Source organism: Streptomyces sp. NPDC005752 (genome assembly GCF_040630715.1).
Lineage (GTDB): Bacteria > Actinomycetota > Actinomycetes > Streptomycetales > Streptomycetaceae > Streptomyces.
Genome location: NZ_JBEXYB010000020.1, coordinates 107,118 through 119,157, shown reverse-complemented (window position 1 = coordinate 119,157; position 12,040 = coordinate 107,118). Strand labels below are relative to the sequence as shown.

At 71.2% G+C, this 12,040-nt stretch carries 9 protein-coding genes; 3 read left to right on the top strand and 6 right to left on the bottom strand.

What is annotated here, in order from left to right; translation table 11 throughout:
• Positions 1-3: 3 nt before the first annotated feature.
• The 5 genes from ABZ441_RS18575 to ABZ441_RS18555 form a co-directional block, all read right to left on the bottom strand.
• The gene (locus ABZ441_RS18575) at positions 4-357 is read right to left on the bottom strand and encodes a hypothetical protein (protein ID WP_358974983.1); all 354 of its coding nucleotides are present in this window, start codon (positions 355-357) and stop codon (positions 4-6) included.
• Between the two features lie 101 nt (positions 358-458).
• The gene (locus tag ABZ441_RS18570; protein WP_358974908.1) at positions 459-2,462 is read right to left on the bottom strand and encodes a HAMP domain-containing sensor histidine kinase; all 2,004 of its coding nucleotides are present in this window, start codon (positions 2,460-2,462) and stop codon (positions 459-461) included.
• The gene (locus tag ABZ441_RS18565) at positions 2,449-3,168 is read right to left on the bottom strand and encodes a response regulator transcription factor (protein ID WP_358974905.1); all 720 of its coding nucleotides are present in this window, start codon (positions 3,166-3,168) and stop codon (positions 2,449-2,451) included. The genes ABZ441_RS18570 and ABZ441_RS18565 overlap by 14 nt, the downstream gene beginning before the upstream one ends.
• A gap of 114 nt (positions 3,169-3,282) precedes the next feature.
• Positions 3,283-4,572, bottom strand: a complete 1,290-nt coding sequence (locus ABZ441_RS18560; RefSeq protein WP_358974902.1) for a YeeE/YedE family protein — start codon at positions 4,570-4,572, stop codon at positions 3,283-3,285.
• A gap of 297 nt (positions 4,573-4,869) precedes the next feature.
• The gene (locus tag ABZ441_RS18555; protein ID WP_358974899.1) at positions 4,870-6,318 is read right to left on the bottom strand and encodes a hypothetical protein; all 1,449 of its coding nucleotides are present in this window, start codon (positions 6,316-6,318) and stop codon (positions 4,870-4,872) included.
• A 308-nt stretch (positions 6,319-6,626) separates the two neighbouring features.
• Between ABZ441_RS18555 and ABZ441_RS18550 the strand changes: the two genes are divergently transcribed.
• From ABZ441_RS18550 to ABZ441_RS18540, 3 genes are all read left to right on the top strand, one after another.
• Positions 6,627-7,799 carry a 4-hydroxybenzoate 3-monooxygenase gene (locus ABZ441_RS18550; protein WP_358974896.1) on the top strand — a complete coding sequence of 391 codons (1,173 nt, stop codon included), beginning with the start codon at positions 6,627-6,629 and terminating at the stop codon, positions 7,797-7,799.
• Positions 7,800-8,064: 265 nt separating this feature from the next.
• Positions 8,065-9,429 (top strand): aromatic acid/H+ symport family MFS transporter, encoded by a 1,365-nt coding sequence (locus ABZ441_RS18545; protein WP_358974893.1) that lies wholly within the window; start codon positions 8,065-8,067, stop codon positions 9,427-9,429.
• Positions 9,430-9,613: 184 nt separating this feature from the next.
• The gene (locus ABZ441_RS18540; RefSeq protein ID WP_358974890.1) at positions 9,614-10,252 is read left to right on the top strand and encodes a DNA starvation/stationary phase protection protein; all 639 of its coding nucleotides are present in this window, start codon (positions 9,614-9,616) and stop codon (positions 10,250-10,252) included.
• Positions 10,253-10,442: 190 nt separating this feature from the next.
• Here the strand turns inward: ABZ441_RS18540 and ABZ441_RS18535 are convergent, their stop codons facing one another.
• Positions 10,443-11,711 carry a lectin gene (locus tag ABZ441_RS18535; RefSeq protein ID WP_358974887.1) on the bottom strand — a complete coding sequence of 423 codons (1,269 nt, stop codon included), beginning with the start codon at positions 11,709-11,711 and terminating at the stop codon, positions 10,443-10,445.
• Positions 11,712-12,040: the final 329 nt, after the last annotated feature.

Genomic DNA, 12,040 nt, shown 5'->3' with positions numbered 1-12,040 from the left:
GGATCAGCCGTTGCGCTGTGCGGACCGGCGGCGCAGTACGAACGCGCCGCCGCCCGCGAGCAGCACCGCACCGGCCGCGGATCCGTACAGCGCGGTGCCGCCGGCATCTGCGGCCGGGCTCTCCCCGGCGTCGACACCGCCCCGCGGCATCGGGCCGGCCGGCACGGAAACGGCCGGGGCCGAGGTCGGAGCCTCGGAGCGTTCGGCGCCTTCGGGCGCGGGGGCAGGGGTCGCCGTGCGCTGGGCGGGTACCGGCGTGGGCGTGTCGTCGGCGACGGCCACGCCTGACGGGAGCAGGACCGCGCCGAGGCCGACAGCGGCGAGGACTGCGGTGCGCAGGGTCGGGCGAAGGGACATGAAGAACTCCGATTCCAGCTCGGCGTTGGTGGTGCCCACGCACGGATGCGCGTCGGGCGCCGGGCATGCCCACAGACTGGAGTGAAGTTGTGAGGAAGCTGTCAGACCACCGTGTTCATCGGATCAGGGCCGGCCGTCGGCAGCCGCAGTGTGAACACCGATCCCTGGCCCACCGTGCTGGCCACGGAGGTCGTCCCGCCGTGCGCCTCGACGAGCTTGCGGACGATCGCCAGCCCCAGGCCGCTGCCCCCTGTGCGACGGCTTCGTGACTTCTCCGCGCGCCAGAACCGGTCGAAGACGTACGGCAGGTCCTCCGCCGCCATACCGCTGCCGGTGTCGGCGACCTCCACCACCACCTCTTCGCCCGTTCCCTCTCCGCCGGCCGTGTACGCGCGCAGCGTCACCCGTCCCTCCTCCGGGGTGTGGCGTACGGCGTTGGACACCAGGTTGCCGATCGCCTGCCGCAGCCGGACCGGGTCGGCGGTGAGTGTGGGGGCCGGTGTGCCGCCCCGCGGACCGGTCACGGTGAGGCGCACCCCGGCGGCGTCGGCCTGTGCCTGGTGCGCCGCCGCGGCGTGGGCGAGCAGGTCCTCGATCCGTACGGGTTCGGGGTGCAGGCGCAGGGCGCCCGCATCGGCCGCCGACAGGTCCTGGAGGTCGTCGATGATGTGCTGCAGCTGCACGGCCTCCTCCAGCAGCGAGGACACGAACTGCGCGTCCGCGTCGGCGATGCCGTCCTGGGCACCCTCCAGCCACCCCCGGATGTTGCTCAGCGGGGTGCGCAGTTCGTGCGCCACGTCGCTGACCATCACCTTGCGCTGCTCCTCCAGGCGGGCGCGGTGGGCCGACATGTCGTTGAAGGCGGCGGCGAGCCGGCCGATCTCGTTGTCGGCGGCCACTTCGACGTGTGACGGCTCCTCACCGTCCCGCATGCGCTGGGCCGCTCCCGTGAGCGCGTGCAGCGGCCGTACGAGACGGACTCCGGCGAGGATCGAGGCGCCGACGGTGAGTGCGAGGACGAGCGCCGCGACCCCGGTGATCCTCGCCGTGTTCCCGGGGGACAGTTCGAAGCCGGGGACGGCACCGCCGCCAGGGTCGGTGATGAACAGCAAGGCGGGTGAGGCGACATACGAACTGAGCTGCTCCTGGCGGGCGATGCCGACGCACGAGGCGATGTCGCGGTCGACGTCGCTGTCCACGGGCGAGGCGGTGGGCAGCTCCGTCGGCACGGCCTCACGCGGGGCGCTGATGCTGGGCACGGGCCTCGGCTCGGAGACGGCCGACGCGGACGGAGGCCGGTACGTGTCCCACGAGAGGTCGAGGTCGAGCCGTACGGCTTCGCGCTCCTGCCGGCCCAGGCAGGCGTTGACGAGCTCGTTGAGCGCGGTGAGCGCCTTCGTCTCCGTCGCGGTGGGGCTGTCCAGGGCTTCCGTCGCGCACCGGCTGCCGCGTATGCGGTCGGGATCGTTGCCCACGACCTGGATACGGGGCCGCCCGCTCGGTCCCTCGACGACGTCCGAGGCGATGCCGGACCGGCTGAGGCACCGCACCGTCTCGTCCGCGGTGCGCCTCAGCGACGTACGTTCGGTCGCGGAGAGCCTGAACGGTCCGACGGCCCGCGCGTCGACCCGGTCGGTCCCGGGGTGCTGCACTCCGTCCGTGCCGGGTGCCGCAACCGTCACGGACCCGGATTCCGATCCGGAGGGCACGGCGGCCACGGACAGCGGGTCCACGACCGCCGATGCCTGGGGAGGCAGAGCCGGTGGCGGCGGGGAGGAGTCCGCGGAGTCCGCGAGTGTCTCGCGGCTCTGCGTCGTCAGGGTGATGCGGCGGTCGGACGCGTCGGCCAGTTCGTCGACCGTGGCCTCCACGCCGTCCCAGGTGGGGTGTTCGGCCGCGTAGGCGAGCAGGGCGTCGAGGACGCGGGTGTCCGCGGCGAGGTTGCGGCCCTGCTCCTTCTCGATCGCGCCGGACGTCGTCTGCACGGCCAGCCACGCGGTCGCGGCGACCGAACAGGCCGCGACGAGCGCCGACACCGCCAGCAGCCTGCCGAGGAGGCTCTTGCGCAGGCGCAGACGTTGGGCGCCCCGCTCAGCGCGAAGCACGCGGGGTCCCCTTCAGCGGGTCGACGAGTTTGTAGCCCACTCCGAAGACGGTGAGCAGCCGGGCCGGGCGCCGGGGGGCACGCTCGATCTTCTTGCGGAGGTTCATGATGTGCACGTCGACCGTGCGGCTGCTGATGTACCGGTCGAACCCGTGGAGTTCGGCGAGCAGTTGCTCACGCGTGAAGACCCGCTCGGGCTCGGCGGCCATCGCCGAGAGGAGCCGGAACTCCCCCGGTGTGCAGTCGACCTCGGCTCCGTCGACCGCCACCTCGTGACGCGCGGGATCGACGGCGAGCGTTCCCACCCGCAGTACGTGACCGTCGTCGCGCCCCCCGTCCCGGCGGGTGCGCCGCAGCAGCGTGCGCACACGCGCCATGAGCTCCCGCGGACTGTAGGGCTTGGTCATGTAGTCGTCCGCGCCCAGGTCCAGTCCGAGCAGCAGGTCGTCCTCCGTCGCCCGCGCGGTCAGCATGAGCACCGCCAGCTCCCGCTCCTCCGCTCGCAGGATGCGGACCACGTCGAGTCCGTCCGCCCTCGGCATCATCACGTCGAGCACGAGCAGGTCCGGCGCCCCCTGCCGCGCCTGCTCCAGGGCGGAGAGGCCGTCCGCCACCACCGTGACCGCGTGGCCTTCGCGTTCGAGGTAACGGCGGACCAGCTCGGCCTGTTTGGCGTCGTCTTCAGCGACTATGACGTTTGCGCACACGCGGACGATCGTAGAGGAGGCCCCGAGGCGCGGGCCCTTGCGGCCCGGCCCGGGCGGCCGGGCCGGGGCAGGCCGGGCCGGGGCAGGCCGGGCCGGGCCGCCGGTCCGACGCGGTCAGCAGACGCCGTCGCCCGGCTTGGGGTTGCCGAGGCCGAACAGCGGGCGCAGCCTGAGTCCGATCCAGGTTCCGGCCAGTGCGACCGCGCCCCAGAGCCAGCCGCTCAGGCTGCCCGAGGCGATGCCCGCGAGGTAGGCACCGATGTTGCAGCCTCCGGCCAGTCGTGCCCCGATGCCCATCAGCACGCCGCCGAGCACCGACGCGACGGCTGTCCGCCACGGAATACCCCGGTGCAGCGCCCAGGTGCCGCCGGTCGCCGCGGCGACCGCCGCACCGATCATGATGCCGATGTCGGTGAGGCTGGTCTTGTCGGCCAGGACCGGGCCGGCCAGCATCTCCGCGTTCCCGGCCTGCCGCCACCAGGTCCAGTGCTCCGGGTGCCCGCCGAGCGCGCCCACCAGTTCCGATCCCCACAGACTGAACGCACTCGTGACACCCCAGGCGCCGCCGGACACCGTCAGCACGCCAGCGCCGAGCACGGCCAGCACGAGGGCGCCGGCGGCCAGGGGCCACGATCCGCGGATGGCCCGTACGGCTGCGGTGCGTGCCGAGGGCACGACACCGAGGGGCGGCGGGTTACGGCGGGCCTGGACGCGTCGCGTGACGACGACCACGAGCAGCAGCGCGGCGATGGTCGCCGCCCACGATCCGAACCAGCCGAGGTGTTCGGAGAGGACGACCGGCTCCCAGGCGGGCAGGTCCTTCCACAGGTCGAACTGCCAGGCGGCGAGTGTGGCACCGGCGACGAAGCCGCCGAGGGTCAGAAGCACCGAGGTCTGCCCCGAGCCGACGGCGAAGAGGGTGCCCGACGCACAGGCGCCGCCGAGCTGCATCCCGATGGCGAAGAGCAGCGAACCGACGACCAGGCCGACTCCGAGCGACCCGGCGGAGGGCGCCGGCTGCGAGCCGAACAGGCCGGTGCTCGTTCCGATGACCAGTGCGAACAGCGTGGCCGTGGTGCCGAGCAGCAGCGCGTGCGCCCGCAGACCGCTGCCGTTGCCGACGGCGATCAGCTGGCGCCAGGCGGAGGTGAAGCCGAACCGGGAATGGAACAGGGCGACGCCGAGACCGAGGCCCAGCACGAGCAGCACGCCGGGTTTGGCGCCGTGGGTGAACCACACGTACGCGGTGAGTGCCACGGCCAGCAGTCCGGACACGACGAGTGGGGCCCTGCGCACCGGGGGCAGGGGTGGCGGTTCGGGCTGCGGCACCGACGTGGGCGACGGGACGAGCAGGGCGGGCAGGGCGCGCGGCGGGGCGGACCCGGCGGGTGGCGCGGTGGTCACGAGAGGTCTCCGGATGATGCTCGACGGACGGCGGCAGTGCGGGCGGCGGCGCGGCACGCGCCGACGACCGGGTATTCAGCCGCGACAGAGTCCGTCGTCGACGCACCACGCCGAATGCGCGAACAGCGCGAGGCACAGCGACAGGGCCGTTACAGACATGCGTACGAATATACGGACGGGCTCGCTCCGGATGCCCGACCGTCTCGCCATACGGAAGGCGCCCTGAGACGGCGCACCGGGGCGCCCCGCTCCTGGGTGGTGCGGGACGGCCCCGTCGGCCGTGGGTGCGGGCATCCGTCAGGGCGCGATCCCCACGTCGGTGATCCGGCTCCACTTCCTCTCCTGGGCTGCTGTCATGGCGGGCCAGGAGAGGCCGCCCGGCCGGGGCCGGACCCTCGACGCGTACGACGGAGGGAGGAAACGGGGGTTGTAGAAGCACCCATCCGCATGAACGCGGTCGAAGGCGGCGCACGAGGCCGCGATCGAGCCCGGGGTCGGCTTGCGGCCGGTGCGCACCCAGGTGTCGAGGGCGGAGACGGAGTTGGCGTACTCGGAGTCGCTCAGCGCGCTGTGCTCCGTCTCGGTCGTGTAGGTCTGCACGAGGTGCCCGTCCGTGCCGGCTCCCTCGAGGGTGGCGCGGTAAGCGGATTCGTGCTCCACGAAAGCGGTCGGATCGTCGATTGCGTGCAGGGTGAGGACGGGGATGGAAACGTTGCCCGTGAGGTCGCTGTCGTAGGAGAGGTCGCGGCGTGCGGTGGGGTCGGCCGAGAACCGTTCGACACCTGCGTTGAGTGCCTTGTCGTCGTGTGAACCGGAGTACCGCACGCCCTGGTTGCTGAACGGGTTGCGGCCACCGAGCCGGCCCGACACGATGTCGCGGAAGGTGAAGGTCGAGAACCGCAGGTGCGACTCGAGTGCGCGCTCGGGAACGCGGGTGACGGCGAGGATGTCCTTCAGGTTGCGCTGCTGCAGTGCGGTCCGGTCCGCGGGCTCCGACGCGTAGCCGGTGCATTCCTCGAGACGGGCCCGGAGTCCGGTGCTCGTCATGAGGGAGCCCGCGCGCAGACCCTGCCACAACGGGTACTGGGTTTCGGTGGGGCGAGGGTGGTTACGGCAGTAGTACTGGAAGACGGCCCGCAGATCGACGCGGTAGTCGTAGCCGCGTGAACCGCCCCCGAGCACACCGCTGGTCAGCAGGGCACCGTCGTAGGCGCCGGAGCGGGCTCCGTAGGTCTCCGCGACCTTGGCGGCGACGTCGCCGCCCCATGACTGGCCGTGGACGTACGTCCGCTTCGGTTGGCCGAACCGGGAGACGAACAACCGCCGCACGTTCTCCGTGTCGGCCGCGGCCATTCGTGTCCCATAACCCCCGCGGCGGTAGGAGGAACCGGCCCAGGCGTATCCCTCGTCGACCATGACCGCCCAGCGCTCCAGGTCACCGGCACTGCGGGACGGATCCGAGGTGTCGCCCAGATCGGGCCCGCCGTGGGCGTGCACGACGAGGGAACCGTTCCAGCGCTTGGGCACTGCCATCGTGTAGTACGCCCCGTTGCCGTCCTGGCCGGTGTAGCACGTGGCCTTCCCCGCAAGACCGGCCGGGCACTCGGCGACGGAGGGAGCCCCGGTGCTCACCCGGGCGGCGGCGGAGGACTCGCCGAGTGCGCCGAGGAGCAGGGCCGCGAGAGCAGCGGCCACTACCGCCGAGCGCCGTCGCGGAGCATGCGTGGGCGCGTCGAATACGTTCAAGAGTGAGCTCCTTCAGGTGCTCTGCGCAGAGTTGCGCTGCGAGCCGGGATGCTAGGAAGGACGCGACCTGCGGGGCCACCCCTGCGGCCGTTGCGTTCATAGTGTTCGCCCGCCCGGTCGCCCGGCGACCCGGTCGGCCCAGCCGTACGAACGCCTTCGGACGCCCTGTTGACAGGGCATCGGTCCTGGCCACAGACTCGCCGACATCGAGTGAAGTAACTTTCACTATGCGGACACATGGCTCGGAGGCGCGGGCGTGCAGCCGGCCTCAGGGGTGCGAACTCCCTCATGACGAAGGAGAGCCATCGGTGCACACGACCGTAGGAATCATCGGCGGCGGCCCGGCAGGGCTGCTGCTGTCCCGCCTGCTCCACCGGGCGGGCGTCGACTGCGTCGTCCTGGAGCGTCGTGAGCGCACCTATGTCGAACAGCGTCAACGGGCGGGGATTCTCGAACAGTCCACGGTCGACGCCCTCCGGGAGGTCGAGGCGGCCGCGCGGCTGGACGCCGAAGGGCTGGTCCACGACGGCATCGAGTTGCGGTGGGAGGGCCGTTCGCACCGAATCGACTTCCCGTCGCTGACGGGCGGCCGCCGTGTGTGGGTGTACGCACAGACCGAGGTGGTCAAGGACCTCATAGCACTGCAGCTGGCCGACGGCGCGGCCCTCCACTTCCGGGCCGAGGTCAGCTCGGTCGAGGGCGCGGACACCGACCGGCCGACGGTCCGTTACTCGCACGACGGTCAGGACAGGACCCTGACGTGCGACTACGTCGTCGGCTGCGACGGCTTCCACGGGGTGACCCGGGCAGCCGTGCCCGAGGGGGCCCGCCGCACCTTTGAGCGGGTGTATCCCTACTCCTGGTTCGGCATCCTGGCCGATGTGGCCCCCTCCTGCGACGAGTTGGTCTACGCTCACTCCCCCCGCGGCTTCGCCCTGCACAGCATGCGGTCACCCGAGGTCAGCCGGATGTATCTGCAGGTACCCAACGGCACCGACCCCTCAGCATGGCCGGACGAGCGGATCTGGGAGGAACTGGACGCCCGGTTCGCGCTCGACGGCTGGAAGCTGAACCGCGGCCCCATCACCTCCAGAAGCGTTCTGCCGATGCGGAGTTCGGTCACCGAGCCGATGCGGTACGGCCGCGTCTTCCTGGCCGGCGACGCCGCGCACATCGTGCCGCCCACAGGCGCGAAGGGGCTCAACCTCGCCGCGGCGGACGTCGTGGTGCTGAGCCGCGCGCTGACACGACAGCACAGGACCGGTGCGACCGACCTGCTGGACGCCTATTCCGACACGTGCCTGCGGCGCGTGTGGCGCGCCGAACACTTCTCGTACTTCATGACCACGACGCTGCACACCGATCCGGACCACGACCCCTTCGACACCCGGCTCCAGATCGCGCAGCTCGACCGTATCGCCACGTCACCGCACGCGGCGTCCGAACTCGCCATGAACTACGCGGGTTTGCCGTTGCCGTAGACCGTCCCACGTTCCGCCGAAGTCCGGGGACGACAGTCGTGTGAGCCCGTGGGCACCTGCCTGCGGGCTTGCTCACGTCCGGGAGCCCGCGTCAGCAAGCCACCCTGCAGCCCCCATTGACACGGTCGGGGGCCGAAGGGAAACTCGCACCGCTTCATAGTGGAATTTACTTCACCTCGCGAACACTTGCCCCGCTGGTGGAGTCGCTCCCCCGGCAGCGGGACAGCCCACCCACCACACCGCCGTGGCAGAAAGCGAGTACCCCGTGGCTGCATCGACCACGTCCCCACCCGACCGCTCCTTCCGGGTCGTCGCTCCGGTCATCGCACTGTGCTGGCTCGCCGTGTTCTTCGACGGCATGGACGTCAACATCTACGGCGCGACCATGCCTCACCTGCTGGCGGACGAGAGCCTCGGTTTCACGCCCGCACTGGCCGGGACCATCGGCAGCTGGACCACTTTCGGCATGCTCATCGGCGCGTTGGCCGCGGGCACACTCACCGACTGGCTCGGCCGAAAGCCACTGGTCATGGGCAGCGTCGTGCTGTTCTCGGCCGGATCCGCGCTGTGCGCCCTGGCGCCCGGCGCCACGGTGTTCGGCACCGGGCGTTTCCTCTCCGGGCTCGGCCTGGGCGGGCTGATGCCGATCGGCCTCGCCATCGTCGCCGAGTTCGCACCACCGCGCCGCGTCGCGCTCGCCACGGGCCTGATGATGACCTCTTACCACGCCGGTGGCATGACGGCCACCGGCATCGGTCTCGCCGTGGCCCCCGAGCACGGCTGGCGCTGGGTGTTCTGGGCGGGCGTACTGCCGGCCTTGATCGCGGTTCCGCTGGTGCTGAAATGGCTTCCGGAGTCCCCCGGTGTGCTCTTCACCCGAGGCCGCGCGGAGCAGGCGTACGCCGTCGCCGACCGCTACCGGCTGGAGCGTCCGGGTGTGCAGCAGGCCCCCCAGGCCGGCCCGAAGGGCCGCATGGCGGCGATCACGGCACTGTTCGCCCCCGGCACCCGCTGGGCGACCCCACTGCTGTGGACGGCGTCGTTCGCAGGTCTCCTCCTCGTCTACGGCGTCTCCACCTGGCTGCCCGAACTGATGCGGGCCACCGGCTACTCCCTCTCCTCGTCCGTCACCTTCCTGATGGTCATCAACGCGGGCGGCATCGTCGGCATGCTGATAGCGGGCCGCACGGCGGACAGGTTCGGCCCGGTGAAGGTCTCCGCCCTGTGGTTCCTGCTGACCGCGGTCGGCACGTTCCTGCTGAGGGCGCAACTGCCGCTGGGAGCCGCGTACGTCGTCGTGTTCGTCACCGGCATCTGGCTGTTCAGCGCCCAGGTGATGGTGTACGCGGCCACCTCCCGCGTGTACGCGGCCCGCGAACGCGCCACCGGCCTGGGCTGGGTCACGGGCATAGGCCGTACGGGCGCGGTGGTCGGCCCGACGCTCGGCGGTGCGGTCCTCGCGGGTGGCAACGCGAGCCTCGGTTTCACGACGTTCGCCGTGACGGCCGTGCTCGGCGCGGTGGCGATCTCCCTGGTCCCGCTGTTCGGGCACAACCGCCCCGGGCTCAGCACGGACGGGGCGCCGTCCCTCTCTCCGGACGCCGCCCCGAGCGGCGTGGACCGCGCGTGACAGCGGGCGGGGCCCGTGCCTGAGGTGACCCACGCCCGTTCCCGGCCGGGGCACCGGGCGTCGGTCACCTCAGGCGCGCTTTCGGCAGGGCCGGTCAGGTGACGTCCGGTGTCAGGACGCGTGCATGCCGCGGCCCCGGTGGCAGATGAAGAGAGTTGGACCGTCCCCTCGTCCCAGGAGCATCATGCCGCCTCAGAGTTCCAACCCGCGCTACACCGTGCCCGGCCTGAGCACCAAGGAAGGCGGGCGTCTGATCGACTTGCTGAAGATGCGCCTGCACGCACTCAACGACTTGGCACTCACCCTGAAACACATCCACTGGAATGTGACCGGCCCGCACTTCATCGCCGTGCACGAGATGCTCGACCCGCAGACTCTGGCGGTGCGTGACATGGCGGACGCGACCGCCGAACGCATCTCGGCCCTGGGCGGTGTGCCGCACGGCACCGCGGGCGTACTGGTCGCCGAGCGGGCGTGGAAGGACTACAGCGTGGGCAGAGCCGACGCGATCGCCCACCTCGGCGCACTCGACCTCGTCTACACGGGGATCATCGAGGACCACAGGAAGGCCGCGGCGAAGGCCGCCGCCGTCGACCCGGTCACGGAGGACCTGCTCATCGAGCACCTCCGTTCACTGGAGCAGTTCCAGTGGTTCGTCCGCGCCCACCTGGAGAACAGTGCCGGGGCGCTCAGCACGGCGGACGCCGCCAGCGAGACGCAGGCCGCCGAGAAGGCCGGGCCGTCGCGCGCGATCCCGGCGAAGAAGACGGCCAACTCCGGTCGCACGGCGAAGAAGGCCGCCACCGGTAAGCGCGCTCGCTGACGCGTGCCCGGCGCGGGGCCCGGTCGGCAGGCGGCAGGACGCCGGGCGGCAAGGCCCACGGCATCGGTCTGCGGCTTCCCGCCACCTCCGGCCCCGTACGCCCTCACCGCGATGTGCACGGCGGGGGTGTAGGGGACGGGGCGTCGTCGGCGTGCTTGTCAGGCGGGTGGGCCGACCGCGGGCTCCGATTTCATCGCGTCACCGTCCACTTCTGGTTGGCGGCGCCGGTGCAGGTCCAGATCTGCAGTCGGGTGCTGTTGGCGCTGCCCCCTCCGCTGACGTCCAGACACTTGTCGGCCTGCGGGTTCACGATGTCCCTGGCGGCCGGCGTCGCCCACTGCTGCGCTGCCGAACCGTTGCAGTCCCACAGCTGCACCGCCGTGCCGTCCGCCGTGCCACCCGACGCCACGTCCAGACATTTGCCCAGTGCACGGATCGTGCCGTCGCCTCCCACGGTCCACCGCTGCGCCGCCGTACCGTTGCAGTCGTACAACTGCACCGCTGTACCGTTCGCCGCCGCACCGCCCGCGACATCCACGCACTTGCCCGCCAGACCGGTGATGGGACCGCCGCCACCCGGCTGGCCGCTGTCGGAGCTGACGCGGACGTAGTCGACGAGGAGTTGCTGCGGGAGGACCGTGCTTCCGTCGGGGTCGCCCGGCCAGTAGCCACCGACGGCCAGGTTGAGGATGATGAAGAACGGCTTGTCGAAGACCCACTGCTTCCCGCCGAGGTCGGCCGTGGTCCGCCGCTGGTAGACGGTGCCGTCGACGGACCAGGTGACGGCGTTCGGACTCCAGTCGACGGCGAAGGTGTGGAAGGCGTCGGCGAACGCCTGTCCGCCGGGCAAGGTGTAGCCCGCGCCTATGCCTCCGCTGCCCGAGTAACCGGGGCCGTGCAGGGTGCCGTGCACGGTGGACGGTTCGAATCCGACGTTCTCCATGATGTCGATCTCACCGGAGGCGGGCCAGCCGACCTGACCGATGTCATTCCCCAGCATCCAGAAGGCGGGCCAGATGCCCTGCCCGCGAGGGATCTTCATCCTCGCCTCGACCCGGCCGTACGTGGTGGTGAACTTGCCGGAGGTGTTCAGCCGGGCCGAGGTGTATTCGCACCGCCCGTACCAGCACTGGTAGTTGCCGGGGTTCTCCTTGCGCGCGGTGATGACGAGATTGCCCTGGCCGTCGAGCGCGGCGTTGTTCCTGCCCGCCGTGTAGTACTGCCGTTCGTGGTTGTTGACGTTGTCGCCGGTCTCGGTCTGCCACTTTCCGCCGTCGACGGCGGATCCGGCGGGCCCGTTGAACTCGTCCGAGAAGGTGACGGCGGCCGGTGCGGCCGCGACGGTGGTGTCCGCCGCCGGCGTGGGCTCGCTCTGCGCCAGGCCGGTGGACAGTGAGGCGAGGCCGAGTGCCATGACGAGGGACAGAACCAGGCGCCGGGGCAAGCGCGGAGAACTCATGCCTTCTCCCTTCGGGGAGCGTGGTGGACTGACGTGCACATGTCAGATCCAGGCGAATCGGGCAGGCACCGCATCGAACACTCCCCCGCGCACCCTCATCGAGCCGACGGGAAGCGAAGGAACAGAAGCACTTACTTCACTCCGTGATTTAAGGAATGAACGCCGAGCATGTCAAGGGTTTGGTATAGACCGGAGGTGCGTGCATGTCCTAGGTGCCGCGAGCAGCGTCCGAAACCACTTCCGCACCGGCCGTCGGCCCCGGCCGCAGCGGGTATGGCAGACATGTTCAGGGCAGGCCCCGCGATCAGGACGGCGACGCCTCTGTGGCA

Excerpts from the sequence above, each read along its gene's own strand:
- ABZ441_RS18575 (WP_358974983.1), bottom strand. The coding sequence starts at position 357 with ATGTCCCTTCGCCCGACCCTGCGCACCGCAGTCCTCGCCGCTGTCGGC.
- ABZ441_RS18540 (WP_358974890.1), top strand. The coding sequence starts at position 9,614 with ATGCCGCCTCAGAGTTCCAACCCGCGCTACACCGTGCCCGGCCTGAGC.
- ABZ441_RS18535 (WP_358974887.1), bottom strand. The coding sequence starts at position 11,711 with ATGAGTTCTCCGCGCTTGCCCCGGCGCCTGGTTCTGTCCCTCGTCATG.